Origin of the sequence: Rhodococcus sp. NPDC057529 (genome assembly GCF_042802055.1) — a bacterium.
In the GTDB taxonomy this organism is placed as follows: Bacteria; Actinomycetota; Actinomycetes; order Mycobacteriales; family Mycobacteriaceae; genus Rhodococcus_F.
In genome coordinates, this window is sequence record NZ_JBHVEY010000021.1 from 59,446 (window position 1) to 85,621 (window position 26,176).

The window sequence follows — 26,176 nt, forward strand, 5'->3', positions numbered from 1 at the left end:
CGGATTCAGCTCGGCGGTCGAAGGGCCGCGAACTCGTCCGTCACCCGCAGGGTGGAGTCGGTGAAGCGGTAGAGGGCGGCCGGGCGACCGCCGGTGCGGCCGGACGGTGCCGTGTTGCCGGTGGGGGTCAGCACCCCGCGGCGTCCGAGGACGCGCTGGAGATTGGTCGCATCCACCTGGTACCCGAGTGCGGCGCAGTAGATCTCGCGCAGCGTCGACATGGAGAACTCGTCGGGCGCCAGACCGAACGCGATGTTGGTGTAGGAGAGCTTGGCCGCGAGGCGGGTCCGCGCGTGCCGGACGACGGTGCCGTGGTCGAACGCCATCTCGGGCAGCGCGGACACCGGGTGCCACGCTGTGTCCGGCGGCAACTGCGGGTCGGCGGGAAGCGGGACGAGCCCCAGGAACGTCGACGCGATGGTGCGCGGCCCGGGCACCCGACGCGGATCGCTGAACACCGACAGCTGCTCGAGGTGGGAGACCTCCTGCACGTCCACCTTCTCGGCGAGCTGGCGTCGCGCGGACGTCGTGAGGTCCTCGTCTTCGCGGAGGAGTCCGCCGGGCAGCGACCACGCGCCGGCTTGCGGATCGAGGGCCCGTTGCCACAGCAGCACGGCGAGCTCGCCGGTGCCTCCCGCGTGACGCATATCACCGCTGTGACCTGCGTCGATATAGCCGGGGAAGTGGCGAACCTGGAACACCGCGGTAAGCACTTCATGCGTGGTGTTACTATTGGGCATGTTTTCGATCCTAAGTCGAAAACCTCGATTTCGGAAATTCGGGCCAGCCCGCCCGAGTTCACGGTGAAGGAGCAAGCCATGACGACCACGACGTTGTGGGCGGGTACCAACCCGCAGATTCAGGACGGTCCCGGCGGATACGCGGGCGTCGAGGCGAGCGAAGAGTGGGCTGCCGAGATCAAACGGCTGGCACGCGAGCGGGGAGCGACCCTCCTCGCGCACAATTACCAGCTGCCCGCCATCCAGGACGTCGCCGACCACGTCGGAGACTCCCTGGCACTCTCGCGCATCGCGGCCGAGGCCCCCGAAGACACGATCGTGTTCTGCGGCGTGCACTTCATGGCCGAGACCGCGAAGATCCTCAGCCCCGCCAAGACGGTGCTGATCCCGGACGAGCGCGCGGGCTGCTCGCTGGCCGACTCGATCACCGCCGATCAGCTGCGCGAGTGGAAGGCCGAGTACCCCGACGCCGTCGTCGTGTCGTACGTCAACACCACCGCCGAGGTGAAGGGTCTGACGGACATCTGCTGCACGTCGTCCAACGCCGTCGACGTGGTCGCGTCGATCGACCCCGACCGCGAGGTCCTGTTCCTGCCCGACCAGTTCCTCGGCGCCCACGTCAAGCGCGTCACCGGTCGCAAGAACATGCAGATCTGGGCCGGCGAGTGCCACGTCCACGCCGGCATCAACGGCGACGAGCTCACGGCGCAGGCCAAGGCGCACCCCGGCGCCGAATTGTTCGTCCACCCCGAGTGCGGTTGCGCCACCTCGGCGCTCTACCTCGCCGGTGAGGGATTCGTGCCCGAGGACAAGGTGAAGATCCTGTCGACGGGCGGCATGCTCGACGCCGCCCGCGCCACCGGGGCCACGCAGGTTCTGGTGGCCACCGAGGTCGGGATGCTGCACCAGCTGCGCAAGGCCGCGCCGGAGGTCGACTTCCAGGCCGTCAACGACCGCGCGTCCTGCCCGTACATGAAGATGATCACCCCCGCCGCCCTGCTCCGCTGCCTGCTCGAGGGCAAGGACGAGGTTCACGTCGATCTCGCGACCGCCGAGCGTGCCCGCAAGTCGGTGCAGCGGATGATCGAGATCGGAAACCCGGGCGGCGGCGAGTGAGCAGCCCGGCCCGGGGGATTTCCTGGGAAGAGCACGCCGACCTCGTCGTGGTGGGCGGTGGTGTGGCCGGACTGACAGCCGCACGCACCGCCTCACTGCGCGGGCTGACCGTGCTCACCGTCAGCAAGGGTGGGACGACGGACACCGCGACGCAGTACGCGCAGGGCGGCATCGCCGTGGTCGGTGACGCCGTCACCGATTCGGTGGACTCGCACGTCGCCGACACGTGCGAGGCCGGCGTCGGCCTGTGCGACGAGGAGGCCGTGCGGTCGATCGTGGCCGGCGGCCGCGACGCCGTGGCCGCATTGACCGATCTGGGTGCGGTGTTCGACCGCGGCCGCGACGGCACCGTGTCACGCACCCGCGAGGGCGGGCACAGCACCCGGCGGATCATCCACGCCGGCGGCGATGCCACCGGCGCGGAGGTGCAGCGCGCGCTGGGCGCGGCCGGGCTTCCGGTCCTGTTCGACAGTTCCGCCGTCCGCGTGCTCACCGATGCGCGCGGCGTCACCGGCGTGCTCGTCGACTCCCCGCGCGGCCTCGGCGTGATCCACACACCCGCCGTTCTCCTGGCGACCGGCGGACTCGGGCAGTTGTACGCCTGCAGTACCAACCCGCCCGGCGCCACCGCCGACGGCATCGCGCTCGCACTCGACGCCGGCGCGGCCGTCGCCGATCTCGAGTTCGTGCAGTTCCACCCGACCGTGCTGTTCACCCCCGGCGGTCTCGGCCGGCGTCCGCTGATCAGCGAGGCCGTCCGCGGCGAGGGCGCGATCCTCGTCGACGCCAACGGCGATTCGGTGACCGCCGGCGTGCATCCGCGCGGCGACCTGGCACCCCGCGACGTCGTGTCGCGGGCCATCGCGTCGCGGCTGCGGGAACTGGGACACGACCACGTCTACCTGGACGCCCGTCAGCTGCCCGGGTTCGCGCAGCGGTTCCCGACCGTGACGGCATCCTGCCTGGACGCCGGGATCGACCCGCGCGAACAACTGGTTCCGGTCGCCCCTGCCGCCCACTACTCGTGCGGCGGCGTGGTGACCGACGTCGACGGACGCACCGCCGTCCCCGGCCTCTACGCGGCGGGGGAGGTGGCCCGCACCGGGCTGCACGGCGCGAACCGGCTGGCCTCCAACAGTCTCCTCGAAGGCCTGGTGGTCGGCGAACGGGCCGGCGCCGCAGCCGTCGAACGCGCCGATCTGCGCGTCGAGGCGGCCGATCCCGGCCGCCACGTACTGCCGTCCGCGCCGCGGGACCTGGTGCAGCAGTGGATGACCGTCAACGCCTCCGTCGTCCGGGACGGCGCAGGTCTCGAGGCGGTCACCGCCGCACTCGCCGCCGCGCCGCGCACGGTGCCCGAGGGACAGACCGCGCTCGAAGACGCCGCGCTGACCCTGACGGCGGCAGCGCTCGTGCTCGCCGCGGGCGCGCGCACCGAAAGTCGCGGATGCCACACCCGCAGCGACCACCCGGAGACGTCCGGCGAGTGGCGCCGCAGCACGCACGTGCGCCTGCGCGACGGCGAACTCGAGCTTCTCCAACCCCAACTGACAGGAGTGCTGTGATGGCCGACCACGTCCTTCCGGGCGGTCTGGACGCGGACGAGGTCCGTACGCTCGTGCGCCTCGCCCTGGACGAGGACCTGCGGTACGGACCCGACGTGACGTCCGCGGCCACGGTCCCGGCCGACGCGGTCGCCAAGGCATCCGTGGTCTCCCGCGCGCACGGCACCGTCGCCGGCCTCGACGTCGGACTGCTGGTGCTCGACGAGGTGATCGGGGCGGGCCGCTACGAGGTCCTCGACAGGGTCGCCGACGGCACCCGGATCGTGCCCGGCCAGGCCGTGCTGACGGTGTCCGCGCCCACGCAGGGACTGCTCACCGCGGAACGGACGATGCTCAACCTGGTCTGCCACCTGTCCGGCATCGCAACCGCCACATCCGCGTGGGTGGATGCGGTCGAGGGCACCGGGGCGAAGATCCGCGACAGCCGCAAGACGCTGCCGGGACTGCGCGGCCTGCAGAAGTACGCCGTCCGGGTGGGTGGCGGCGTCAACCACCGCATGGGCCTCGGCGACGCCGCGTTGATCAAGGACAACCACGTCGCCGCCGCGGGTTCGGTGGTGGCGGCGCTGCGGGCCGTGCGCGCCGCGGCACCGGACATCGAATGCGAGGTGGAGGTCGACAGCCTCGCGCAACTCGACGAGGTGCTGGCCGAGAACGTGGAACTGGTGCTGCTCGACAACTTCCCGCTGTGGCAGACGCAGATCGCCGTGCAGCGCCGCGACGCAAACGCCCCCGGCACCAAGCTGGAATCGTCGGGCGGTCTCACGCTGGACGTCGCGGCCGAGTACGCCGCGACCGGAGTCGACTACCTCGCGGTCGGTGCGCTCACCCATTCGGTCACCGTGCTGGATCTCGGCCTCGACATGTGACCCCACCCGTGAGTACTTGTCAACCGCCGGCGGTTAACAAGTACTCACGGGTCAGACGGCACGGCGAATCGTCGCCAGGAACGTGGCCGCGACGAAGAACAACCCGGAGAACGTCCGGTTGGTGGCCCGCTGCTGGCGCGGTGAGCGCATCAGCCGCAGGACCTTCGACGCCAGGCCGGTATAGCCGGTCATGACGGCGACGTCGACCGCCACCATGGTGGCGGCGATGATCAGGTACTGGGGGAGCAGCGGCGCCGACGGGGTGATGAACTGCGGGAGCACCGCCAGCATGAAGACGACGGCCTTGGGGTTGCTGGCGTTGATGAGGAAACCGCGCAGTGTCATCGCGGGCCCGCTGGTCTCGGCGACCTCGCCGCCGACGCCGGACATATCGGTTGCGCTCGCCCGCCACTGCCGGACGCCGAGATACACCAGGTACGCGACGCCGAACCACTTGATCACGGTGAACGCGAGGGTCGAGTTCGCGAGCAGTGCCCCGAGCCCCGCGGCGACCACCGCGATCTGCAACAGCAACCCCAGCTGGAGACCGGCGATGTTCCAGTAGCCGCGCCGCAACCCGAATCGCATTCCGGTGGCCATCGACGCGATCGCGCCCGCACCCGGCGACAGGCTGATCACGCAGGACGCCCCGAGCACTGCACACCACATCTGCCACGACACGAGCTGATCGTACGTCGCGTCCCGCGGTGTTCCCGTTACGGGGGATTCGCGCAGCTGAGGGGCGGATCGACGAGGGAACAGATTCCGGCGCGACGGCGGGGTTCGTAGCCTTGTGGGAGGCCGTTCGCGACGACGTCCCGGTAGGTCGCCACCGCATCGGTCGGCCGCCGCGTGAGGGTGGGGTCGGTCAGAGCGTCGACGGTGAACAGGCCGAACCGGGGACGGAACGTGCCCCACTCGTAGTTGTCGGTGATCGACCAGTAGTTGTATCCGATCACCGGTGCGCCGTCGGCCCGCGCCCGCTCCATCCAGTAGAGGTGATCGCGGAGATGATCGGACCGGGTGTAGCCGTCCGGTCGGGGTGTCCCGTCATCGGTGGGCATGCCGTTCTCCACGACGTACAGCGGTAGTCCCGGGAACGTGCGGGTGTACCGCATCAGGGCGTGGTAGATGCCGTCCGGCTGGGGACTGATGTCGTAGAAGGCGTCGGTGACCGCGTTCACCGCGGTGAGGTTGTCGAAGGACAGGCCGTAGTAGTAGTCGACGCCGAGGAAGTCGAGCTTGTCGCGGACGCGGTCGACGAACGTGGCGTCCAGCGCGTCCATGGCGGCCGGGACGTAGGCGAGATTGCTGCTCACCCGGGCGCCCGGGTCGTTCTCGTGGATCAGGTCGTACGCGCGGCGGTGGACCTCGACGAGCCGGTCGAGCATCTGCGGCGCCCGGTCGGGGCCGATGCCGCCGAACATCAGTTCCTTCTGCACGTACACGGTCGGCTCGTTGACCGTGATCCAAAGCGCGCCCACACCGGCATAGCGCTCGACCACCTTCTGCGCGTTCGCGAGCCAGTCGTCGACGATCTCCGGGTTCGCCCACCCGCCCCGGTCGGCGACCCACCCGGGGTACACCCAGTGGTCGAGTGTGATCATCGGGGTCATGCCGCGGCCGGTGATCTCGCGGACGACGTCGTCGTAGTACCGCAGCTCCGTCTCGTCCCACACGCCCGGCGCGGGCTGCAGGCGCGCCCACTCGACGCCGAACCGGAAGACGTCGACACCCAGGTCCGCTGCGCTGGTGATGTCCTCGGCGTACCGGTGCCGGAAGTCGACGGAAGTGCCGATCGCGTCGTGGGTGCGGCCGGAGTCGGAATATCGCCGCCAGTTGCTGTCCGGGGAGGAACCCTCCGACTGGAAACCGGACGTCGCCACACCCCACAGGAAGTCGTCGGGGAGAGGGGCGGCACGCACCGCGGCGGCGGGGCTCAGCAAGCACAGCAGGACCGCGCCGGCACCCAGGAGTCGTGTGGGGGTCCGCACCGGCCGAACAGTAGCGGAAACGCTGTCCCGAGTGCTCCGATTGGGGGATACTGGCGAGTAGGACTACCCGCCAGTAGGAGGCGCGTCATGGTCGACACCTCAGCTCCGAAGGTCACCGAGGCAGAAGCACGAGCAGTCGCAGAGGAGGCGAGGGAATCCGGCTGGGACAAACCCTCCTTCGCGAAAGAACTGTTTCTCGGACGGTTCCGGCTGGATCTGGTTCATCCCTTCCCACGGCCGGCTGCCGAGGACGCCGCCAAGGCCGAAGAATTCCTCGTCCGCCTCCGCGCATATTGCGAGGAGATGGACGGCAGTGTCATCGAATCGCAGTCCCGCATTCCCGACGACTACGTCCGCGGCCTCGCCGACCTCGGGTGCTTCGGCCTGAAGATCTCGGAGGAGTACGGCGGCCTCGGACTCTCCCAGGTCGCGTACAACCGGGCGTTGATGCTCGTCGCGTCGGTGCACCCGAGCCTCGGCGCGCTGCTGTCGGCCCATCAGTCGATCGGCGTCCCCGAACCGCTCAAGCTGGCAGGCACCCCCGAACAGAAGCGCGAATTCCTGCCGCGCTGCGCCCGCGGCGCCATCTCCGCGTTCCTCCTCACCGAACCCGACGTCGGGTCCGACCCGGCGCGGCTGGCGTCCTCGGCGGTCCCCATCGAGGGCGGTGCCGCCTACGAACTGGACGGCGTGAAGCTGTGGACGACCAACGGCGTCGTCGCGGAACTGCTCGTCGTCATGGCGCGGGTACCGAAGAGCGAAGGCCATCGCGGCGGCATCTCCGCCTTCGTCGTCGAGGCCGACACCCCGGGCATCACCGTGGAACGACGCAACGCGTTCATGGGGCTGCACGGGATCGAGAACGGCGTTACCCGCATGTACAAGGTGCGCGTTCCGCGGGAGAACCTGATCGGGCGGGAGGGCGACGGACTGAAGATCGCACTCACCACCCTCAACGCCGGCCGGCTTGCGATTCCGGCGATGTGCGCGGGCGCAGGCAAGTGGTCGCTGAAGATCGCCCGCGAATGGTCCGGTATCCGCGTCCAGTGGGGCAAAGCCATCGCCGAGCATGCGGCCGTCGCCAACAAGCTGTCGTTCATGGCCGCGACCACGTACGCGCTCGAGGCGGTCGTGGACCTGTCGGCGCAGATGAACGACGAGGGTCGCAACGACATCCGGATCGAGGCGGCGCTCGCCAAGCTGTGGTCGTCCGAGATGGCCTGCGTCATCTCCGACGAGCTGATCCAGGTCCGCGGCGGTCGCGGATACGAGACGGCGGCGTCGCTGGCCGCCCGCGGTGAACGGGCGGTGCCGGTGGAACAGCTGGACCGCGACCTGCGCATCAACCGGATCTTCGAGGGGTCGAGCGAGATCATGCGACTGCTGGTCGCGCGCGAGGCCGTGGACGCCCACCTCACGGCGGCGGGCGATCTCGCCGACCCGCACGCCGACACCGGTGCAAAGGCGCGAGCGGCGGCGAAGGCGAGCGGCTTCTACGCGAAGTGGCTGCCGCAACTCGTGGCGGGCAAGGGGCAGGTGCCGACGTCGTTCGGCGAATTCGGCGTCCTGGCCAAGCACCTGCGTTTCGTCGAGCGGCACTCCCGCAAGCTGGCCCGCTCCACGTTCTACGGCATGGCCCGGTGGCAGGCTGCACTGGAGAAGCAGCAGGGTTTCCTCGGCCGGGTCGTCGACATCGGCGCCGAACTGTTCGCGATGTCCGCCACCTGCGTCAAGGCGGAGATGCAGCGGGAGGAGAACGAGGCCGAGGGCGCCGCGGCCTACGAACTCGCCGACGTGTTCTGCCGACAGGCGGCGCTGCGGGTCGAGAAGTTGTTCGACGGTCTGTGGCACAACACCGACGACGCCGACAAGCAGGTCGCGCACTCGATCCTCGAAGGACGGTACGCGTGGCTGGAGCGGGGAGTGGTCGACCCCAGCGAAGGCACCGGCCCCTGGATCACCGAGTGGACGCCGGGCGCGTCGACCGAGGAGAACCTGGCGAGGAGGTTCCTGCACTCGACCCGCCTCTAGGCCTCCCGCGGCCGGGACGACGCGCAGCACAGCGCGGCACCCGCCGGCGTCACGACGCCGGCGGGTGCCGTTGCTTGCACAGCCGCCGACGTGAAACCCGGTCGGCCGCCGACCGGTGAAAACGGGGTGCGCCTATCCTGGATAATCGGTGTCGAGCCCTGTTCTCCGCAGAACAGTCCGCTCGTCCGAGACACCGTGTCCCGACAGTCGCAGAGAGGACCTCTCATGCTCGCCCGCACCGACCTTCGTGGTCGTACCCCTTCCACGGCCGAACTTCGCGCCGCACTTCCTCGAGGTGGAGTGGATGTGGACGCGGTCCTGCATCAGGTTCGCCCCGTCGTCGAGGCGGTCCGTGAACGCGGCGCCGACGCCGCCCTCGAATACAGTGAGAAGTTCGACGGCGTCCGCCCCGCGCAGGTGCGGGTGCCCCAGGCCGAACTGGACCGCGCCCTCCACGAACTCGACCCCGCAGTCCGCGCCGCCCTCGAGGTCGCGATCGAACGCACCCGAAAGGTCCACGCCGACCAGCGCCGCACCGACACCACCACCGAGGTCGTCCCGGGCGGCACCGTCACCGAACGCTGGGTGCCCGTCGACCGCGTCGGGCTGTACGTCCCGGGCGGCAACGCCGTCTACCCGTCCAGCGTCGTGATGAACGTGGTGCCCGCGCAGGCAGCCGGCGTCCGCTCGCTCGTGGTGGCGTCGCCGCCGCAGTCCGAGTTCGGTGGTCTGCCGCACCCGACGATCCTCGCCGCGGCCGCCCTGCTGGGTGTCGACGAGGTGTGGGCCGTCGGCGGCGGTCAGGCCGTCGCGCTGCTCACCTACGGCGGCACCGACACGAACGGTGCCGAACTCGCCCCCGTCGACCTCATCACCGGCCCCGGCAATATCTACGTCACCGCCGCCAAGCGCCTCTGCCGCGGCCTCGTCGGCATCGACGCCGAGGCGGGCCCCACCGAGATCGCGATCCTCGCCGACCACACCGCCGACCCGGTGCACGTCGCGGCAGACATGATCAGCCAGGCCGAGCACGACGTGATGGCCGCGAGCGTGCTCGTCACGTCCAGCGTCGAACTCGCCGACGCCGTCGACACCGCGCTGGCCGCGCAGCTCGAGATCACCAAGCACAAGGAGCGCGTCACCGCGGCGCTGTCCGGCACCCAGTCGGGCATCGTCCTGGTCTCCGACGTCGAGGCCGGGCTGCGGGTGGTCAACGCCTACGCCGCCGAGCACCTCGAGATCCAGACCGAGAACGCCACCGCCGTCGCAGCGAAGGTGACCAGTGCGGGCGCGGTGTTCGTCGGGCCGTGGGCGCCGGTCAGCCTCGGCGACTACTGCGCCGGGTCCAACCACGTCCTGCCCACCGCGGGCTGCGCCCGGCACTCCTCGGGCCTGAGCGTGCAGACGTTCCTGCGCGGCATCCACGTGGTCGACTACTCCGAATCCGCGCTGAAGGAGGTCTCCGGTCACGTCATCACGCTCGCGAACGCCGAGGACCTGCCCGCACACGGTGAGGCCGTGCGGCTGCGGTTCGAGGCGCTGCGGTGACCGCCGCGAACGTGCCCGGTTCGTCGATCGGGGTCGATGCCCTGCCGATCCGGGAGAATCTGCGCGGCAAGTCGGCGTACGGGGCACCGCAGCTGACGGTCCCCGTTCAGCTGAACACCAACGAGAACCCGCACCCGCCGACGAAGGCGCTCGTCGACGACGTCGCAGAGTCCGTGCGGGAGGCCGCACGCGAACTGCACCGCTACCCGGACCGCGACGCGGTGGCGCTGCGCACCGACCTCGCCGCGTACCTCGTCCGCCAGACCGGGGTGCCGGTCACGGTCGACAACGTGTGGGCGGCCAACGGGTCCAACGAGATCCTGCAGCAGCTGCTGCAGGCGTTCGGCGGTCCCGGTCGCAGCGCGATGGGCTTCGTGCCGTCGTACTCGATGCACCCGATCATCGCGGACGGCACCGAGACCGAGTGGCTGCCGATCTTCCGGCGCGCCGACTTCGCACTCGACGTGGACGCCGCGACCGCGGCGATCGCCGAACGCAGGCCGGACGTCGTGTTCGTCACCAGCCCCAACAACCCGACCGGGCACAGCGTCGGCATCGCGGAACTGCGCCGGGTCCTCGACGCCGCGCCGGGCATCGTGATCGTCGACGAGGCGTACGCCGAATTCTCCGACGCGCCGAGCGCCCTGACGCTGATCGACGAGTACCCGTCGAAGCTGGTGGTGTCGCGGACGATGAGCAAGGCGTTCGCGTTCGCCGGCGGCAGGCTCGGATACCTCGCGGCCGCACCGGCCTTCATCGAGGCACTGCTCCTGGTCCGGCTGCCGTACCACCTGTCGGTGGTCACCCAGGCCGCTGCCCGCGCGGCGCTGCGGCACGCGAACGAGACGCTCGCCAGCGTGCACGCCCTCGCCGCGGAGCGGGTGCGGGTGTCGAAGGCATTGGAGGACACGGGTTTCCACGTCATCCCCAGCGACGCGAACTTCATCCTGTTCGGTGAGTTCACCGACAGTGCCCGCGCCTGGCAGGCCTACCTCGACCGCGGAGTGCTGATCCGGGACGTCGGGATCCCCGGATACCTGCGCGCCACCGTCGGGCTGGCCTCCGAGAACGACGCCTTCATCGTGGCGAGCGACGAGATCGCCGCCACCGAACTCACCAGCTCAGGAGACCGAGGATGACCGACCGCATCGCCCGCGTGGAGCGCACCACCAAGGAATCGAGCATCACCGTCGAACTGAACCTCGACGGCACCGGCATCGTCGACGTCTCCACCGGGGTTCCGTTCTTCGACCACATGCTGACCGCGCTCGGCTCCCACGCGAGTTTCGACCTCACCGTCCACGCGAAGGGCGACATCGAGATCGAGGCGCACCACACGGTGGAGGACACGTCGATCGTGCTCGGACAGGCGCTCGGTCAGGCCCTCGGCGACAAGAAGGGCATCCGCCGGTTCGGTGACGCGTTCATCCCGATGGACGAGACGCTCGCCCACGCGTCGGTCGACGTGTCCGGGCGACCGTACTGCGTCCACACCGGCGAACCGGAGCACCTGCTGCACGCCGTCATCGGCGGATACCCGGGGGTGCCGTACGCGACCGTGATCAACCGGCACGTGTTCGAGTCGATCGCGCTCAACGCGCGCATCGCCCTGCACGTGCGCGTGCTCTACGGGCGCGATCAGCACCACATCACCGAGGCCGAGTTCAAGGCCGTCGCCCGTGCACTGCGTGAGGCCGTCGAACCCGATCCCCGCGTCACGGGCGTGCCGTCCACCAAGGGCAGCCTGTGAACCGGACGCATTCGTGAGCGTCGTCCTCGTCTACGTCCTGTTCATCGCCGCGGGTATCGCGGCGGGCGGCGCGTACTCCATGTGGAAGTTCAACAAACTGGCCTCGGGCGTGCTGCTGGCACTGGCGGTGCTGGCAGCCGTGGCGGGCGTTCTCAGGTTGATGTAGTGCCGGTCGCAGTGGGGGAGCGCCGCGGCCTGCTCCGCACCCGCGGTCTGCCCACCGCGATGCTGATGGGCGCCGCGGCGTTCGGCGGCTGGGCGGTGCTCCTGCCCGTCGTTCCGCTGATCGTCTCGCTGTCCGGCGGCTCGGACACGCTCGCCGGCAGCGTGACGGCCGTGTTCATGGCCGCGACCGTCGCCACCCAACTCGGCGTGCCCCGGCTCCTGCGCCGGTGGGGGCACCGCTGGGTGCTCGCCGCCGGCTGCATTCTGCTGGGGCCGCCGTCGCTTCTCCTCCTGCTCTCCACCGAGGCGATTCCGGTGCTGGCGGTATCGGCGGTCCGCGGGTCGGGCTTCGGCATGCTCACCGTCGCAAGCAGTGCGCTGGTCGCGGAACTCGTTCCGCGGCAGATGCTCGGCCGCGCAACGGGTGCGCAGGGAATCGCGGTGGCCGCCGCGCAGATGGTCGGGCTGCCGGCGGGGCTCGCGATCATGGCGCACTGGTCCGCGACCCCCGTCTTCGTGATCGGCGCTCTCATTCCCGCGCTCGCGGTCGTCGCGGTCACGCGACTCCCCGCGATCCGCGCCCCCGCGGACCGCGCGTCGCACGATCGCATCCCGCTCGCCGCCGTGCTGACCCCGTGGCTGTCGATCGCGATCGTGGCGGCCGCGTTCGGCGGTCTGTCCAGCCTGCTGCCGATCGCGATCTCGGAGCGGGCGTCGCTCGCCGGGGTGATCCTCGCCGTGTCGAGCGGGGCGACGCTGATCGGGCGGTACGCCGCGGGATCGTTCTCCGACCGGCTCGGGGTGGGTCGTGCCCTGATTCCCGCCCTGACGTTCGTGTGCTTCGGTCTGGTCCTGTTCGCCGTCGCCGCGGCGACAGCGGCGCCCGTGCCTGTCCTGGTGTGCGCGGCGCTGGCATTCGGATTCGGGTTCGGCGCGGTGCAGAACGAGTCGCTCGTCATGATCTTCACCGCCGCGGGACCGGCCCGATTCGGCTCGGCGAGCGCCGGATGGAACATCGGGTTCGACGCCGGCACGGGGTTCGGTTCCCTCGCGCTCGGCGCCGTCGCGTCGGTGGCCGGGTATTCCTGGGTGTTCGGGGTCGCGGCGACGGCGGTCGCGGTGGTCCCGGCCGCCGGAACGGTCGTCGGCCGCGCCCTCCGGCGTCGTTCGGCCGCCGGATAAGGTTGTGTCATGACCGTCTCCACGATTGCCGTCCTCGACTACGGCTCCGGCAACCTGCATTCGGCCACCCGCGCTCTGGCCCGGACCGGCGCGCGCGTCGAGGTCACGTCCGATCACAAGGTCGCACTCGCGGCCGACGGTCTCGTCGTCCCCGGCGTCGGCGCCTTCTCGGCGTGTATGGAGGGGCTCCGCGCGGTGCGGGGGGAGCGGATCATCGGTCAGCGTCTGGCCGGCGGGCGGCCGGTCCTCGGGATCTGCGTCGGCATGCAGATCCTCTTCGAACGCGGCGTCGAGTTCGGCGTCGAGGCGGAAGGCTGCGGCGAATGGCCCGGCACCGTCGAACGGCTCCAGGCCGACGTGCTGCCGCACATGGGGTGGAACACCGTCGAGGCACCGGCCGACAGCACGCTGTTCGCCGGTATCGATCCCGACACCCGGTTCTACTTCGTCCACTCCTACGCGGCCCAGACCTGGGAACTGCCGACGCCGGAGCGGCTGGCGCCGCCCGCCCTGACCTGGGCCGATCACGGCGGCAAGTTCCTCGCCGCCGTCGAGAACGGCGCGCTGTCCGCCACCCAGTTCCACCCCGAGAAGTCCGGCGACGCGGGCGCGGAACTGCTCCGCAACTGGGTTCGCAGTCTGTGACCGAACCCGGGGACGGGCGCGGCGACCTGTCGATCGGCAGGCTCGCCGTGTACGCGATGGGTGCCGCCACCGCGGTCCTGGTCCTCGCGACCGCGATCATTCTGGTGCTGAAACCGGGCCCCGTCCTCGGGCTGATCGTCGGGCTGCTCGGCGTCGCCGGTGCGATCGCCGCCATGGGTTACGTGTCGAAACGCATGACCCGCAACGCCTACGGCCGCGACCCCGAGGACCCGAAGCCGGGTTCCGACCGCTGAGCGACTAGGGTTGTCGCACGTGAGCCTGGTCCTTTTGCCTGCTGTAGATGTCGTCAACGGTGAAGCTGTTCGCCTCGTCCAGGGGGAGGCAGGAAGCGAGACCGGATACGGCTCGCCTCGTGATGCCGCCCTCGCATGGCAGAACGACGGTGCCGAGTGGGTCCACATCGTCGACCTCGACGCCGCCTTCGGTCGCGGCTCGAACCGCGAACTCCTCGCGGACGTGGTGGGGGAACTCGACGTCCAGGTGGAACTGTCCGGCGGAATCCGCGACGACGCGTCGCTCGAGGCCGCACTGGCCACCGGCTGCGGTCGCGTCAACCTCGGCACCGCCGCCATCGAGAACCCCGAGTGGTGTGCGCGCGCCATCGCCAAGTACGGCGAGAAGATCGCCGTCGGTCTCGACGTGCGCCTCGTCGACGGCGAATACCAGCTTCGCGGCCGCGGCTGGGTCACCGAGGGCGGGAACCTGTGGGAGACCCTCGCCCGGCTCGACAAGGACGGTTGCTCCCGCTACGTCGTCACCGACGTGAGCAAGGACGGCACCCTCACCGGCCCCAATCTCGAACTCCTCGCGCAGGTCTGCGCGGCCACCGACGCGCCCGTCGTCGCGTCGGGTGGTGTGTCCACCATCGACGACCTCCGGGCGATCGCCGGACTCGTCGACCAGGGCGTCGAGGGATCCATCGTCGGCAAGGCGCTGTACGCGGGGCGGTTCACCCTCCCCGAGGCGCTCGCCGCGGTCTCGGGCTGAGTTCGCGCCATGGTCCTGTCCCGCGATCCCCGGGAACTCCTCGCCGTCGCCAGTGAGCTGCTCGACGGAGTGCACGACCGGTTCGTCTCCGGGGTGGGTGCGCCCAGCGCCGTCCACAAGGGCCCCGACGATTTCGCGACCGCCGTCGACCTCGAGCTCGAGAAGCGGTTGACCGGCGAACTGCGTGACCGGACCGGCATCGACGTCCACGGCGAGGAGTTCGGCGGACCCGACCTCGACAGCGGACCCGTCTGGGTGCTCGACCCCATCGACGGCACCTTCAACTATTCGGCGGGTCTGCCCACCGCGGGCACGCTGCTCGCGCTCCTCGACGACGGGGTTCCCGTTCTCGGCCTCACGTGGCTGCCGCTCGTCGGGCGGCGCTACGCGGCCGTCGCGGACGGCCCGCTGCTCGAGGGCGGTCAGCCGCTGCCGAGGCTCGGCCGCACGTCGCTGGCGTCGTCGATCGTGGGCTTGGGGGCGCTGAACATCGACAGTCGCGGGCGTATCCCCGGCGCGTACCGGTTGCAGGTCCTCGCGCAGCTCAGCCGGGTGTCCTCGCGGATCCGGATCCACGGATCCACCGGCGTCGACCTCGCGTTCACCGCGGCCGGAATACTCGGTGGTGCGGTGGTGTTCGGCCACAATGCGTGGGACAACGCGGCCGGTGTGGCGCTGGTGCGCGCCGCGGGCGGTGTGGTGACCGATCTGGGCGGCAAGCCCTGGACGGTGACGTCCGATTCGGTGCTTGCCGGAGCGCCCGGGGTGCACGGCGAAATTCTCGATATCCTCGGATCACTGGGTGATCCCCGTTCCGAGCCTTCAGGAGGGCGTACGCAATGACTCTGGCGGTTCGAGTGATCCCGTGTCTGGACGTCGATGCCGGACGCGTCGTCAAGGGCGTCAACTTCGAGAACCTGCGGGACGCGGGCGACCCCGTCGAACTGGCGGCCGCGTACGACGCCCAGGGCGCCGACGAGCTCACGTTCCTCGACGTCACCGCGTCGACCGCGGACCGGGGCACCATGCTCGACGTGGTCAGCCGGACGGCGGAACAGGTGTTCATCCCGCTCACGGTCGGCGGCGGTGTCCGCACCGTCGAGGACGTCGACCGGTTGCTGCGTGCCGGCGCCGACAAGGTGAGCGTCAACACGGCGGCGATCGCGCGGCCCGAGTTGCTCCGCGAACTGAGCGAACGCTTCGGCTCCCAGTGCATCGTGCTGTCGGTGGACGCGCGCACCGTGCCGCAGGGCCAACCGGACACTCCGTCGGGGTGGGAGGTCACGACCCACGGCGGCAAGCGCGGCACCGGCATCGACGCGGTCGAGTGGGCGGTCCGCGGCGCCGAACTGGGCGTCGGGGAGATCCTGCTCAACTCGATGGACGCGGACGGCACGAAGGCCGGTTTCGACCTGCCGATGATCCGCGCGGTCCGCGCTGCCGTGCACGTGCCGGTGATCGCCAGCGGGGGAGCGGGCGCCGTCGAGCACTTCGCGCCCGCCGTCGGGGCCGGCGCGGACGCCGTCCTCGCCGCCAGCGTCTTCCACTTCGGCGACATGACGATCGGCGACGTCAAGAAGTCCATGCGTGCAGAAGGGATCACCGTCCGATGAGTCTCGACCCGGCCATCGCGTCACGGCTCAAGCGCAACGAGGCGGGACTGTTCAGTGCCGTCGCGCAGGAGCGGTCGACGGGCGACGTCCTGATGGTGGCGTGGATGGACGACGAGGCCCTCGCGCGCACCCTCGAGACCCGTAAGGGCACGTACTATTCCCGCTCCCGTCAGCAGTACTGGGTGAAGGGCGAGACGTCCGGTCACACGCAGTACGTCCACGAGGTGCGGCTCGACTGCGACGGCGACACGGTGCTGCTCGTCGTCGACCAGGAGGGGGCGGCGTGCCACACGGGCACGCACACCTGCTTCGACTCGGACGTCCTGCTCGCCGCCGACTGACGCGGCGGCCCTCGGCGGGATGTTCGTTTGCCCTCGGGCAGGATGTCCGCATGCCACTTATTCAGATCAGTCAGACGCCGGGGCTCACGGCGGAGCAGAAGCGCGCCACGATCGAGGCCGTCACGAAGGCGTACGCCGACGCGACGGGAAAGAATGCGGCGTCGGTGTGGGTGACGATCACGGAGGTGCCGCGCGACAGCTGGGGTGTCGGCGGGACGCCGCTGGGGTGAGCTGTCGGGATGCCGCTGGGGTGAGCTGTCGGGATGCCGCTGGGGTGAGTGGTGGTCAGGCTTTGCCGGTTCCCGAGGCGATGCTCTTGTCGAGTTGGGTGAGCATGGCGCCGGACAGTTCGGACAGTTGACGGACCTGGTCGGGGGAGAGGCCGTCGAAGATCAGTGACCGGACGGATTCGACGTGCGGCGGCGCTGCTTCGACGACCTTGGCCATGCCTTCGTCGGTGAGGACGGCGTCGGAGCCGCGGCTGCCGCGGATGCTTTCGCGGCGCACCCAGCCGGCTTTCTCCATTTTGGTGACGACGTGGGACAGCCGGGAGAGTGACGCGTTGGCGCGCTGGGCGAGCAGGGACAGCTGCAGGCGCCGGTTCGCTTCGCCGGAGAGGGAGGCGAGGACGAAGTATTCGAAGTGGGTGAGTGCGGAGTCGCGTTGGAGCTGGGTGTCGAGTGCGGCGGGGAGCCGGGTGACCAGTGCGATGAGGGTGAGCCAGGCCTCCTGCTGCTCTGCGTCGAGCCATCGGGTGCCGGGCTGGTCCGGCTTGCCCTCGTCGTTGCCACTCATCGGTGGTGTCCTCCGTCCGTACGTCGATCCACGCGTGTGCAGCGTGTCCTCCATAGTTAGCACGCCGCGGGGCCGATTCGTGCCCGGGGAATAGTTGCCGCGCCCGCATGTTGACTCCTATAGTAACTTGAAGGTTCAACATTGCGGCGGGTGACGAGTTCGCTTCTTCGTCGATGCGGGACCTCGATCCGAAGGAGTCGCGATGACCAACCCCATGCCCGCCCTGTTCCTCAGCCATGGTGCGCCGCCGCTGGTGGACAGCGACCTGTGGGTGTCGCAGCTGGCGAAGTGGGCGGGCGACCTGCCGCGGCCCAAGGCCATTCTCATGGTGTCGGCGCATTGGGAATCGGCGCCGCTCACCATCGGATCCACGACCACCGGCACCCCCCTCGTCTACGACTTCGGGGGCTTTCCCGAACGGTTCTACCGGACCACGTACGAGTCGCCCGGCGCCCCCGAACTCGCGGCGCAGGTCGTGTCCCTGATGCCGGACGACGAGACCGTGTCGCACCAGCCGCATCGCGGCCTCGACCACGGCGCCTACGTGCCGTTGACGGTCATGTACCCCGACGCCGACATCCCGGTCCTCCAGATCTCGCTACCGACGCTCGACCCGCAACGACTGCTGCACCTCGGAGAGCGGCTGCGTCCCCTGCGCGAGCAGGGCGTGCTGATCGTCGGCTCCGGATTCACCACCCACGGACTGCCGTTCCTGCGCGACCCGTCACCCGACGCGAAGGCACCGGGCTGGTCCTCGGAGTTCGACGCCTGGGCGGACGAGCGTCTCGCCGCGGGCGACGTGGATTCGCTGATCGATTTCCGCTCGCTCGCGCCGGGCATGCCGTACGCACACCCGACGATCGAGCACTTCGCGCCGCTCTTCGTCACGCTCGGCGCGTCGAGCGACCCCGAGCAGATTCCCCGGCAGGTGATCGACGGTTTCTGGATGGGGCTGGCCAAGCGATCGATTCAGGTGGCCTGACGCGTCCGGAGGAAGGCCAGTGCCTGATCGCCGTGCGTGTTGGCGCGGAACTCGCTCGAGATGACCTCGAGCACGGTGCGGTCGGTGTCGATGACGAACGTCGACCGCTTGACGGGGGCGAGTTTGCCGAGCAGTCCGCGGCGGACACCGAACTTCTCCGCGACGGCTCCGTCGGCGTCCGACAGCAGCGGGTAGTCGAAGGACTGCGCCTGCGCGAACGTCGCCTGCTTCGCCACCGCATCGGTGCTGATTCCGGCCCGCGACGCTCCCACGGCGGAGAACTCCGTTCCGAGGTCCCGGAAGTGGCAGGCCTCGGCGGTGCAGACGGGCGTCGACGCCGCGGGGTAGAAGAACAGCACCAGGGGGCCGTCCTCGAGGAGGCTCGACAGCGATCGTGCGATGCCGTCCTGATCGGGCAGGGTGAATTCCGGTGCGAGCTGACCTGGCTTCATGGGTGCCGAGGCTACCCGCGCACGCAGGCGGTACGAGTGCGCCTGGGATGATGGTCGGCATGCACGGCGAGCCCACCACGATTCCCGCACCCGAGTCCGCCGCCACCCCGGCCGACGGCGGGTCCGACTCGACCACCACACGTGAGCAGTTCCACGCTCTCGCCGCCGAACACCGGGTCGTTCCGGTGACGCGCAAGGTGCTGGCAGACGCGGAAACACCGCTGTCCGCCTACACCAAACTGGCGGCGAACCGGCCCGGCACCTTCCTGCTCGAGTCGGCGGAGAACGGCCGATCGTGGTCCCGATGGTCGTTCATCGGCGCGGGCAGCCCCGCCGCGCTGACCGTCGTCGACGGTGAAGCCGCCTGGTACGGCAACGTTCCCGCAGGCGCGCCGTCCGGCGGCGATCCGATCGCCGCGCTCGGCCAGACCCTCGAACTGCTGCGCAGCGAGCGGCTGCCCGACCTGCCGCCGCTGACCGGCGGCATGGTCGGCTTCCTCGGATACGACGCGGTGCGGCGCATCGAGCGCATCGGCGAGCACGCCACCGACGACCTGCAGATCCCCGAGATGGTGATGCTGCTGGCGACGGATCTCGCGGCCGTCGACCACCACGAGGGTGCCATCACCCTGATCGCCAACGCCGTCAACTGGGACGGCACGGACGAACGCGTCGACGAGGCCTACGACTCCGCGGTGGAGCGGCTGGACCGGATGACGCGCGCCCTGTCGGCCCCGGCGTCGTCGACCGTGTCCACGTTCGCGAAACCCGCCCCCGACTACCGCCGTCAGCGCACCACCGAGGGGTTCGGCGCCGACGTGCAGAAACTCGTCGGCGACATCGAGGCCGGCGAGGCCTTCCAGGTGGTGCTGTCGCAGCGCTTCGAGATCGACTGCACCGCCGACCCGATCGACGTCTACCGGATGCTGCGCGCGTCCAACCCCAGCCCGTACATGTACCTCCTCAACGTGCCGAACGGTGACGACGAGACCGCGTTCTCGATCGTCGGATCGAGCCCGGAGGCGCTGGTGACCGTGTCGGAAGGTGTGGCCACCACGCACCCGATCGCGGGCACCCGGTGGCGCGGGCACACCGAGGAGGAGGACATCCTCCTCGAGAAGGACCTGCTCGCCGACGAGAAGGAGAACGCGGAGCACCTGATGCTCGTGGACCTGGGCCGCAACGACCTCGGCCGCGTCTGCGAACCGGGCACGGTGAAGGTCCACGACTACCGCCACATCGAGCGGTACAGCCACGTGATGCATCTCGTCTCCACCGTCACCGGTCACCTCGCGGACGGCAAGCAGGCCCTCGACGCCGTCACCGCCTGCTTCCCGGCCGGCACCCTGTCGGGCGCGCCGAAGGTCCGGGCGATGCAGCTGATCGAGGAACTCGAACCCACCCGCCGCGGCATCTACGGCGGCATCATCGGGTACCTCGACTTCGCCGGTGACGCCGACACGGCCATCGCGATCCGCACCGCCCTGATCAAGGACGGCATCGGGTACGTCCAGGCGGGCGCGGGCGTCGTCGCCGACTCGAACCCCGAATACGAGGACACCGAGGCGCGGAACAAGGCGATGGCGGTGCTCAGCGCGATCGCGGCGGCGCACACGCTGAAGACCCTGGGAGGCGACACGCAGTGAGCGACTCGTCGGAGCCGGCCCGGGACCCCGCGCGGGCGGGGCGTCGCCGATCGATGTTCGCGGTGCTGCTCCTCGCGGTCGCCGCAGTCAGCCTGTGGGGCGCCTCACGGATGACGTGGGTGGAGGTCACCTCCTCCGACGGGCTCGGCGAGGAGCGCACGTCGGTGCTCGTGGGCGGCACGTGGGCGGCGGCGCTCACGCCGCTGGCGCTGACCCTGGTCGCCGCGATCGCCGCGTCGTTCGCCGTGAAGGGCTGGGCCCTGCGCGTGCTGGGTGTGCTCGTCGCGGTGGTGGCCGTCGCGGCCGCGGTCCCGGCGGTGGGGTTGCTCGTGTCCGGCGCCTCCGACGACGAGGCGGCGCGGCTGGCCGAGTTGCCGGGCCGGGCCGAGGTCCAGTCGGTGTCGGTGCACGCCGGACCGGCGGTTCTCGTGCTGGTGGGGGCCCTGGCGGCGCTCGCCGCCGCGGTGGAACTGGTCCGCAGGCCGCGGGTGCGGGCGGGGCTGTCCTCCAAGTACGACAGCCCCGGTGCGCGACGTGAGGCGGCGAAGAAGGCCGGTGCCGATTCGGCCGACGGTCCCGTCACCCAGCGCATGCTCTGGGACGCCCTGGACGCGGGGGAGGACCCCACGGTGGACGACAAGAGGACCGAACCTGTCGACCAAGTTGACGGTTCGGACGAGGACCCGGGTACCCGGACGTAAACACAATCAGAGTGCCATCTAGGCTGGCTTCACCCCTGATGATGTTCCTCACATCGGGTTTCTGCCCAGAAAGGACTCGGGCCACGATGACCGTTCTCGACTCGATTCTCGACGGGGTGCGCGCCGACGTCGCCGCCCGCGAAGCCGTCCTTGACTTCGCCGCAGTCAAGGCTGCCGCCGCCGCCGCACCGCCGGCCCTGGATGCCGCGGCCGCCCTGCTCGAGCCGGGCATCGGAGTCATCGCCGAGGTCAAGCGCGCCAGCCCCTCGAAGGGTGCGCTCGCCGACATCGCCGATCCCGCCGAACTGGCCGCCGCCTACCAGGCCGGTGGCGCCCGCGTGATCAGCGTGCTCACCGAGGAGCGCCGGTTCCAGGGGTCCCTCGCGGACCTCGACGCCGTCCGCCGCGCGGTGAGCATCCCGATCCTCCGCAAGGACTTCATCGTCGGGCCGTATCAGATCCACGAGGCCCGCGCGCACGGCGCCGACATGGTGCTGCTCATCGTCGCCGCCCTCGAGCAGGACGCGCTCGCGTCGCTGATCGACCGGACGGAGTCGCTGGGAATGACGGCCCTCGTCGAGGTCCACACCGAGGAAGAAGCGAACCGGGCGATCGAGGCGGGCGCCAAGGTCATCGGTGTCAACGCGCGCAACCTCAAGACGCTCGAGGTCGACAAGAACACGTTCGGCGAGATCGCTCCCGGGCTCCCCACCGAGATCATCAAGATCGCGGAGTCCGGGGTGCGCGGCACGGCCGACCTGCTGGCGTACGCCGGTGCGGGAGCCGACGCGGTACTGGTCGGCGAAGGCCTCGTCACCAGCGGTGATCCGCGCAAGGCGGTGGCCGATCTGGTCAACGCAGGCGCGCACCCGTCCTGCCCCAAGCCGTCGCGCTGAGGTAGCCCCGGCGGACCTGACCCGGACGGCGGCGGAACCCGGCCTCGAGGCAGACTGGACCTGTGACTTCACGTAATCAGGAAACCGTCTTCAAGGGTGGCAATCTGCCGACTGCCAGCGCCGGAATCGCCGAGCGCACCACGCACGACCCCGATGCCGGAGGGCACTTCGGCGTGTACGGCGGACGGCACGTGCCGGAGGCCCTGATGGCGGTGATCGAGGAGGTCACCGCCGAGTACGAGAAGGCGCGCGGCGACGAATCGTTCCTGAACGAACTCGATCGCCTCCAGCGCGACTACACCGGCCGTCCGTCCCCGATCTTCGAGGCGACGCGGATGAGCGAATTCGCCGGCGGGGCGCGGCTGATCCTCAAGCGCGAAGATCTCAACCACACCGGCTCGCACAAGATCAACAACGTGCTCGGGCAGGTGCTGCTCGCCAAGCGCATGGGCAAGACCCGCATCATCGCGGAGACCGGTGCCGGCCAGCACGGCGTGGCCACCGCCACCGCCTGCGCGCTCCTCGGTCTGGAATGCATCATCTACATGGGCGCCGTCGACACCGAGCGGCAGGCACTGAACGTCGCCCGCATGCGGCTGCTCGGATCGGCCGTGGTGTCCGTCGAGTCGGGGTCGAGGACCCTGAAGGACGCGATCAACGAGGCGCTGCGCGACTGGGTCACCAACGCCCACAACACCTACTACTGCTTTGGCACCGCCGCCGGACCGCACCCGTTCCCGACCATCGTCCGCGACTTCCAGCGCGTCGTCGGTCTGGAGACGCGAGTCCAGGTGCAGGCGCTGACGGGCAGGCTGCCCGACGCCGTGACCGCATGCGTCGGCGGCGGCTCCAACGCCATCGGCATCTTCCACGCCTTCCTCGACGACCCGTCCGTGCGGCTGGTCGGATACGAGGCCGCCGGTGACGGCGTCGAGACCGGAAGGCACGCCGCCACGTTCGCGGGAGGCACCCCGGGCGCGTTCCAGGGCGCGTACTCGTACCTGCTGCAGGACGAGGACGGCCAGACCATCGAGTCACACTCCATCTCCGCGGGACTCGACTACCCCGGGGTCGGCCCGGAACATGCGCTCCTCAAGGACATCGGCCGCGCCACCTACGAGCCGGTCACCGACTCGGAGGCCATGGACGCGCTTCGTCTGCTGTCCGAGCGTGAGGGCATCATCCCGGCCATCGAGTCCGCCCACGCCGTCGCCGGTGCACTGCGACTGGGCCGCGAACTGGGGGAGGGCGCGATCATCGTCGTCAGCCTGTCCGGGCGCGGCGACAAGGACATGGACACGGCGGCCAAGTGGTTCGGGCTGTTCGATCCGGACGACTCGACCGAGACCACCACGACTGACAAGGAAGGTTCGGCCAAGTGAGCGAACGACTCTCGCGCCTCGCCCCGACGTTCGCGCAGTGCCGCGAGGAGAAGCGCGCCGCGCTCGTCGGGTACCTCCCGGCCGGGTTCCCCACCGTGCAGGAATCCATCGACGTGTTCACGGCGATGGTCGAATCCGGTTGCGACATCGTCGAGGTCGGCATCGCCTACTCCGACCCGGTGATGGACGGACCCACGATTCAGGCGGCGGCGGAGACGGCGCTGCAGAACGGTGTCCGGGTGCGTGACGTGTTCACGGTCGTCGAGGCGATCGCCTCCGTCGGCGGCAAGGCCGTCGTGATGACGTACTGGAATCCGGTTCTGCAGTACGGCGTCGACAAGTTCGCCCGCGATCTGGCCGGCGCAGGCGGTCTCGGCCTGATCACCCCCAACCTCATCCCCGAGGAAGCGGGTGAGTGGATCGCCGCGTCGAAGGAACACGACCTCGACCGGATCTTCCTCGTCGCGCCGTCGTCGACGGAGGAGCGTCTCGCGATCACCCTCGACGCCAGCAGCGGGTTCGTCTATGCCGCGTCCACGATGGGCGTCACCGGCGCCCGTGACGCCGTGTCGTCGATGGCACCCGAACTGACGGCCCGCATCCGCGCCCACTCGGACATTCCGGTGGGTGTCGGACTGGGTGTCCGCTCCGGTGCGCAGGCAGCCGAGATCGCCGCCTACGCAGACGCGGTCATCGTCGGATCCGCGCTGGTCACCGCCGCGGAGAGTGGTCTGGACGCGGTGCGCTCGCTGACGGAGGAACTCGCCGAGGGCGTTCGCTCCGCTACCGTGGCGTCGTGACTTCCACTGTGGACGTACTGGCCTACATTCCGAGTCCGCCCCAAGGTGTCTGGTATGTCGGACCGGTGGCCCTGCGCGCGTACGCGCTGTTCATCATCGTCGGGATCGTCGTCGCGATCGTGTGGGGCGACCGTCGCTGGGTCGCCCGCGGCGGCGAGAAGGGCACCGTCCTCGACATCGCCATCTGGGCGGTGCCGTTCGGCCTGATCGGCGGCCGCCTCTACCACGTGATGACCGACTGGCCGACGTATTTCGGGGAGGGCGGCGATCCCGTCGACGCCCTGAAGGTGTGGCAGGGCGGCCTCGGCATCTGGGGCGCCGTGGCGCTCGGCGGTGTCGGCGCCTGGATCGGGTGCCGTCGCCGCGGCATCCCCCTGCCGGCGCTGGGCGACGCGGTCGCGCCGGCGATCCTGCTCGCGCAAGCGATCGGGCGGCTCGGAAACTACTTCAACCAGGAACTCTACGGTCGCGAGACCGAGGTTCCGTGGGGGCTCGAGATATTCGACCGCCGCAACGACGTCGGACAGGTGTCGCCGCAGCTGATCGACGGGGTGTCCACCGGCGAGGTCGCGTTCGTGGTGCATCCGACGTTCCTGTACGAGGCGTTGTGGAACGTGCTGATCGTGATCCTGCTCGTGTGGGTCGATCGCCGGTTCCGCATCGGGCACGGCCGCCTCTTCGCCCTGTACGTGGCCGGGTACTGCGCCGGGCGCTTCTGGATCGAACTGATGCGCAGCGACCACGCGAGCCTCATCGCCGGTGTCCGTGTGAACTCGTTCACCTCCGCCCTGGTGTTCGTCGCGGCCGTGGTGTATTTCTTCGCCGCCACGAAGGGGCGCGAGGATCCGGCGGACCTGCGGCCAGCCGACGGCGAACCGGTCGCGGACGAGCCCGCACCGGTGGGGGAGAAGAAGGTCGAGGGCAGGGACGAGGACGGGAAGGCGTCTGCATCGGAGTCGGTATCGGACGACAAGGCCGCGAGTACTGCGAGTGCAGGCGGCGACGCGGGCACGAAGACCATCGACAGCAAGAAGGATGACGCGAATGAGTGAACCGGGGAAAGCATCCGACGATTCCGGCACGGGTGCATCCGAGGACGCACACAAGGTCGACCTGGGGAAGAGCAGCGACGGCACCGAGAGCAGCAGCGACTCGAGCCTGCCGCCGGAATTCGGCTCGCCCTTCGACTACGACGCCACCGCCGAGGCCTCGCTGTCCCAGCCGCCCGCCACGTCCGACGCGACGCCGTCACCGGGGTCGTCCGGGACGGGACCGGGCTGGGACACCTATTCGGGTGTCGGTAACGGCCCGGGCTGGGGGTCGACGCCCACCTACCCGTCGCCGGGCGGAACCGAGCCGACGGCCCCGTTCCCGAATGTGGGCGAGTCGACGTCGCCGACCGCGCCGTACTCCGGGTACCAGAAGCCCCAGCAGCCGGACGGTCCGACGTACGGGGCGCCGGATCCGAATTACGGCGCGCAGTACGGGGCGGCTCCGCAATCGCCGCAGGACTACCAGCAGCCCGGGTACCAGCAGCCGGGGTACGGACAGCAGCAGGGTTACCCCCAGCAGGGGTACCCGCCGCCCGGGTACGCCCCCGGCTACAACGCGTACGCCGATCCGTCGGCGCCGTTCGGCAGGCATCCGCTGACGGGTGAGCCGTACTCCGACAAGTCCAAGTTGACTGCCGGGCTGCTGCAGATCTTCCTCGGCGCGTTCGGCGTCGGGCGGTTCTACCTCAACCAGCCCGGCATCGCCGTGGCGCAGATCGCCGTGACGTGGCTGACCTGTGGAATCGGCGGCATCTGGCCGCTGGTCGACGGCATCATGATGCTGACCGGGAGTGTGAAGGACCAGTACGGACGGCCCTTGCGGGACCAGTGACGATCCCCGGACACCGTGTGGCCCGTGTTGCTGATGCGACACGGGCCACCGCCCGTTGCGGGCCCGATTCG

The 26,176-nt window shown here is 70.0% G+C and carries 29 protein-coding genes; 24 read left to right on the plus strand and 5 right to left on the minus strand.

Annotated features, from left to right (window positions below; all coding sequences use genetic code 11):
• Window positions 1-5: 5 nt before the first annotated feature.
• The gene (locus ACFU5V_RS32535; protein WP_124390009.1) at window positions 6-740 is read right to left on the minus strand and encodes an NUDIX domain-containing protein; all 735 of its coding nucleotides are present in this window, start codon (window positions 738-740) and stop codon (window positions 6-8) included.
• A gap of 78 nt (window positions 741-818) precedes the next feature.
• Here ACFU5V_RS32535 and nadA point away from each other — a divergent pair, with 78 nt between their 5' ends.
• The 3 genes from nadA to nadC are packed head-to-tail and all read left to right on the plus strand — an operon-like array spanning window position 819 to window position 4,290.
• Window positions 819-1,856, plus strand: a complete 1,038-nt coding sequence (gene nadA, locus ACFU5V_RS32540) for a quinolinate synthase NadA (protein WP_378433735.1) — start codon at window positions 819-821, stop codon at window positions 1,854-1,856.
• Window positions 1,853-3,421: an L-aspartate oxidase gene (locus ACFU5V_RS32545; RefSeq protein ID WP_378704065.1), complete on the plus strand. Its 1,569-nt coding sequence runs from the start codon at window positions 1,853-1,855 to the stop codon at window positions 3,419-3,421. The genes nadA and ACFU5V_RS32545 overlap by 4 nt, the downstream gene beginning before the upstream one ends.
• Window positions 3,421-4,290: a carboxylating nicotinate-nucleotide diphosphorylase gene (nadC, locus tag ACFU5V_RS32550; protein ID WP_378704067.1), complete on the plus strand. Its 870-nt coding sequence runs from the start codon at window positions 3,421-3,423 to the stop codon at window positions 4,288-4,290. The genes ACFU5V_RS32545 and nadC overlap by 1 nt, the downstream gene beginning before the upstream one ends.
• A 51-nt stretch (window positions 4,291-4,341) precedes the next feature.
• On the opposite strand, the gene ACFU5V_RS32555 is transcribed toward nadC, so the two are convergent.
• Window positions 4,342-4,971: a LysE family transporter gene (locus ACFU5V_RS32555; RefSeq protein ID WP_378704069.1), complete on the minus strand. Its 630-nt coding sequence runs from the start codon at window positions 4,969-4,971 to the stop codon at window positions 4,342-4,344.
• 35 nt (window positions 4,972-5,006) lie between these two features.
• Window positions 5,007-6,284: a glycoside hydrolase family 1 protein gene (locus ACFU5V_RS32560; protein WP_378704071.1), complete on the minus strand. Its 1,278-nt coding sequence runs from the start codon at window positions 6,282-6,284 to the stop codon at window positions 5,007-5,009.
• Window positions 6,285-6,371: 87 nt separating this feature from the next.
• Between ACFU5V_RS32560 and ACFU5V_RS32565 the strand changes: the two genes are divergently transcribed.
• The 13 genes from ACFU5V_RS32565 to ACFU5V_RS32625 all read left to right on the plus strand — a co-directional run bounded on the left by ACFU5V_RS32565 (window position 6,372) and on the right by ACFU5V_RS32625 (window position 16,797).
• Entirely contained in the window at window positions 6,372-8,315 is a 1,944-nt protein-coding gene (locus ACFU5V_RS32565; RefSeq protein WP_378704073.1) for an acyl-CoA dehydrogenase family protein, read from the plus strand.
• Between the two features lie 225 nt (window positions 8,316-8,540).
• The gene (gene hisD / locus ACFU5V_RS32570) at window positions 8,541-9,863 is read left to right on the plus strand and encodes a histidinol dehydrogenase (RefSeq protein ID WP_378704074.1); all 1,323 of its coding nucleotides are present in this window, start codon (window positions 8,541-8,543) and stop codon (window positions 9,861-9,863) included.
• Window positions 9,860-11,002, plus strand: a complete 1,143-nt coding sequence (locus tag ACFU5V_RS32575; RefSeq protein WP_378704075.1) for a histidinol-phosphate transaminase — start codon at window positions 9,860-9,862, stop codon at window positions 11,000-11,002. Before hisD ends, ACFU5V_RS32575 begins: the two co-directional genes overlap by 4 nt.
• On the plus strand, window positions 10,999-11,613 hold the full coding sequence (gene hisB / locus ACFU5V_RS32580; RefSeq protein WP_005247522.1) for an imidazoleglycerol-phosphate dehydratase HisB: 615 nt from the start codon (window positions 10,999-11,001) through the stop codon (window positions 11,611-11,613). Before ACFU5V_RS32575 ends, hisB begins: the two co-directional genes overlap by 4 nt.
• 13 nt (window positions 11,614-11,626) lie before the next feature.
• Window positions 11,627-11,779, plus strand: a complete 153-nt coding sequence (locus ACFU5V_RS32585) for a hypothetical protein (protein ID WP_007297398.1) — start codon at window positions 11,627-11,629, stop codon at window positions 11,777-11,779.
• Window positions 11,779-12,960, plus strand: coding sequence for an MFS transporter (locus tag ACFU5V_RS32590; protein ID WP_378704077.1), 1,182 nt, complete (start codon window positions 11,779-11,781; stop codon window positions 12,958-12,960). Before ACFU5V_RS32585 ends, ACFU5V_RS32590 begins: the two co-directional genes overlap by 1 nt.
• A 9-nt stretch (window positions 12,961-12,969) precedes the next feature.
• Window positions 12,970-13,605, plus strand: coding sequence for an imidazole glycerol phosphate synthase subunit HisH (gene hisH, locus ACFU5V_RS32595; protein ID WP_378704079.1), 636 nt, complete (start codon window positions 12,970-12,972; stop codon window positions 13,603-13,605).
• Window positions 13,602-13,859 (plus strand): hypothetical protein, encoded by a 258-nt coding sequence (locus ACFU5V_RS32600; RefSeq protein WP_378704081.1) that lies wholly within the window; start codon window positions 13,602-13,604, stop codon window positions 13,857-13,859. Before hisH ends, ACFU5V_RS32600 begins: the two co-directional genes overlap by 4 nt.
• A gap of 19 nt (window positions 13,860-13,878) precedes the next feature.
• Window positions 13,879-14,613, plus strand: a complete 735-nt coding sequence (gene priA, locus ACFU5V_RS32605; protein WP_005247511.1) for a bifunctional 1-(5-phosphoribosyl)-5-((5-phosphoribosylamino)methylideneamino)imidazole-4-carboxamide isomerase/phosphoribosylanthranilate isomerase PriA — start codon at window positions 13,879-13,881, stop codon at window positions 14,611-14,613.
• A gap of 9 nt (window positions 14,614-14,622) precedes the next feature.
• Window positions 14,623-15,456, plus strand: a complete 834-nt coding sequence (locus ACFU5V_RS32610) for an inositol monophosphatase family protein (protein WP_378431333.1) — start codon at window positions 14,623-14,625, stop codon at window positions 15,454-15,456.
• The gene (gene hisF / locus ACFU5V_RS32615) at window positions 15,453-16,226 is read left to right on the plus strand and encodes an imidazole glycerol phosphate synthase subunit HisF (protein ID WP_012687994.1); all 774 of its coding nucleotides are present in this window, start codon (window positions 15,453-15,455) and stop codon (window positions 16,224-16,226) included. The genes ACFU5V_RS32610 and hisF overlap by 4 nt, the downstream gene beginning before the upstream one ends.
• On the plus strand, window positions 16,223-16,567 hold the full coding sequence (hisI, locus tag ACFU5V_RS32620; protein WP_095865270.1) for a phosphoribosyl-AMP cyclohydrolase: 345 nt from the start codon (window positions 16,223-16,225) through the stop codon (window positions 16,565-16,567). Before hisF ends, hisI begins: the two co-directional genes overlap by 4 nt.
• A gap of 50 nt (window positions 16,568-16,617) precedes the next feature.
• Window positions 16,618-16,797 carry a 4-oxalocrotonate tautomerase family protein gene (locus ACFU5V_RS32625; RefSeq protein ID WP_378704083.1) on the plus strand — a complete coding sequence of 60 codons (180 nt, stop codon included), beginning with the start codon at window positions 16,618-16,620 and terminating at the stop codon, window positions 16,795-16,797.
• Between the two features lie 55 nt (window positions 16,798-16,852).
• Here the strand turns inward: ACFU5V_RS32625 and ACFU5V_RS32630 are convergent, their stop codons facing one another.
• Entirely contained in the window at window positions 16,853-17,362 is a 510-nt protein-coding gene (locus ACFU5V_RS32630; protein ID WP_378431330.1) for a MarR family winged helix-turn-helix transcriptional regulator, read from the minus strand.
• A gap of 202 nt (window positions 17,363-17,564) precedes the next feature.
• Between ACFU5V_RS32630 and ACFU5V_RS32635 the strand changes: the two genes are divergently transcribed.
• Window positions 17,565-18,344, plus strand: coding sequence for a dioxygenase (locus ACFU5V_RS32635; protein WP_276137718.1), 780 nt, complete (start codon window positions 17,565-17,567; stop codon window positions 18,342-18,344).
• Here the strand turns inward: ACFU5V_RS32635 and ACFU5V_RS32640 are convergent.
• A complete protein-coding gene (locus ACFU5V_RS32640) occupies window positions 18,332-18,796 on the minus strand; it encodes a peroxiredoxin (RefSeq protein WP_378704085.1) in 465 nt (154 codons plus the stop codon). The genes ACFU5V_RS32635 and ACFU5V_RS32640 overlap by 13 nt on opposite strands.
• A gap of 59 nt (window positions 18,797-18,855) precedes the next feature.
• Here ACFU5V_RS32640 and ACFU5V_RS32645 point away from each other — a divergent pair, with 59 nt between their 5' ends.
• The 7 genes from ACFU5V_RS32645 to ACFU5V_RS32675 all read left to right on the plus strand — a co-directional run bounded on the left by ACFU5V_RS32645 (window position 18,856) and on the right by ACFU5V_RS32675 (window position 26,105).
• The gene (locus ACFU5V_RS32645; RefSeq protein WP_378704087.1) at window positions 18,856-20,442 is read left to right on the plus strand and encodes an anthranilate synthase component I; all 1,587 of its coding nucleotides are present in this window, start codon (window positions 18,856-18,858) and stop codon (window positions 20,440-20,442) included.
• Complete coding sequence (locus tag ACFU5V_RS32650) at window positions 20,439-21,143, plus strand: TIGR02234 family membrane protein (protein WP_378704088.1); 705 nt, start codon at window positions 20,439-20,441, stop codon at window positions 21,141-21,143. Before ACFU5V_RS32645 ends, ACFU5V_RS32650 begins: the two co-directional genes overlap by 4 nt.
• A gap of 86 nt (window positions 21,144-21,229) precedes the next feature.
• A complete protein-coding gene (gene trpC, locus ACFU5V_RS32655) occupies window positions 21,230-22,039 on the plus strand; it encodes an indole-3-glycerol phosphate synthase TrpC (protein WP_012687986.1) in 810 nt (269 codons plus the stop codon).
• A 62-nt stretch (window positions 22,040-22,101) separates the two neighbouring features.
• The gene (trpB, locus tag ACFU5V_RS32660; protein ID WP_087556303.1) at window positions 22,102-23,421 is read left to right on the plus strand and encodes a tryptophan synthase subunit beta; all 1,320 of its coding nucleotides are present in this window, start codon (window positions 22,102-22,104) and stop codon (window positions 23,419-23,421) included.
• Complete coding sequence (gene trpA, locus ACFU5V_RS32665; RefSeq protein ID WP_378431324.1) at window positions 23,418-24,221, plus strand: tryptophan synthase subunit alpha; 804 nt, start codon at window positions 23,418-23,420, stop codon at window positions 24,219-24,221. Before trpB ends, trpA begins: the two co-directional genes overlap by 4 nt.
• The gene (gene lgt / locus ACFU5V_RS32670; protein WP_378704089.1) at window positions 24,218-25,273 is read left to right on the plus strand and encodes a prolipoprotein diacylglyceryl transferase; all 1,056 of its coding nucleotides are present in this window, start codon (window positions 24,218-24,220) and stop codon (window positions 25,271-25,273) included. The genes trpA and lgt overlap by 4 nt, the downstream gene beginning before the upstream one ends.
• Window positions 25,266-26,105 (plus strand): NINE protein, encoded by an 840-nt coding sequence (locus ACFU5V_RS32675; protein ID WP_378704090.1) that lies wholly within the window; start codon window positions 25,266-25,268, stop codon window positions 26,103-26,105. The genes lgt and ACFU5V_RS32675 overlap by 8 nt, the downstream gene beginning before the upstream one ends.
• Window positions 26,106-26,176: the final 71 nt, after the last annotated feature.

Bases quoted from the DNA above. Each gene is read 5' to 3' on its own strand.
- ACFU5V_RS32535 (WP_124390009.1), bottom strand. From the start codon at position 740: ATGCCCAATAGTAACACCACGCATGAAGTGCTTACCGCGGTGTTCCAG.
- nadA (WP_378433735.1), top strand. From the start codon at position 819: ATGACGACCACGACGTTGTGGGCGGGTACCAACCCGCAGATTCAGGAC.
- nadC (WP_378704067.1), top strand. From the start codon at position 3,421: ATGGCCGACCACGTCCTTCCGGGCGGTCTGGACGCGGACGAGGTCCGT.
- ACFU5V_RS32565 (WP_378704073.1), top strand. From the start codon at position 6,372: ATGGTCGACACCTCAGCTCCGAAGGTCACCGAGGCAGAAGCACGAGCA.
- hisD (WP_378704074.1), top strand. From the start codon at position 8,541: ATGCTCGCCCGCACCGACCTTCGTGGTCGTACCCCTTCCACGGCCGAA.
- hisB (WP_005247522.1), top strand. From the start codon at position 10,999: ATGACCGACCGCATCGCCCGCGTGGAGCGCACCACCAAGGAATCGAGC.
- hisH (WP_378704079.1), top strand. From the start codon at position 12,970: ATGACCGTCTCCACGATTGCCGTCCTCGACTACGGCTCCGGCAACCTG.
- ACFU5V_RS32610 (WP_378431333.1), top strand. From the start codon at position 14,623: ATGGTCCTGTCCCGCGATCCCCGGGAACTCCTCGCCGTCGCCAGTGAG.
- hisF (WP_012687994.1), top strand. From the start codon at position 15,453: ATGACTCTGGCGGTTCGAGTGATCCCGTGTCTGGACGTCGATGCCGGA.
- hisI (WP_095865270.1), top strand. From the start codon at position 16,223: ATGAGTCTCGACCCGGCCATCGCGTCACGGCTCAAGCGCAACGAGGCG.
- ACFU5V_RS32625 (WP_378704083.1), top strand. From the start codon at position 16,618: ATGCCACTTATTCAGATCAGTCAGACGCCGGGGCTCACGGCGGAGCAG.
- ACFU5V_RS32630 (WP_378431330.1), bottom strand. From the start codon at position 17,362: ATGAGTGGCAACGACGAGGGCAAGCCGGACCAGCCCGGCACCCGATGG.
- ACFU5V_RS32635 (WP_276137718.1), top strand. From the start codon at position 17,565: ATGACCAACCCCATGCCCGCCCTGTTCCTCAGCCATGGTGCGCCGCCG.
- ACFU5V_RS32640 (WP_378704085.1), bottom strand. From the start codon at position 18,796: ATGAAGCCAGGTCAGCTCGCACCGGAATTCACCCTGCCCGATCAGGAC.
- ACFU5V_RS32645 (WP_378704087.1), top strand. From the start codon at position 18,856: ATGCACGGCGAGCCCACCACGATTCCCGCACCCGAGTCCGCCGCCACC.
- trpC (WP_012687986.1), top strand. From the start codon at position 21,230: ATGACCGTTCTCGACTCGATTCTCGACGGGGTGCGCGCCGACGTCGCC.
- ACFU5V_RS32675 (WP_378704090.1), top strand. From the start codon at position 25,266: ATGAGTGAACCGGGGAAAGCATCCGACGATTCCGGCACGGGTGCATCC.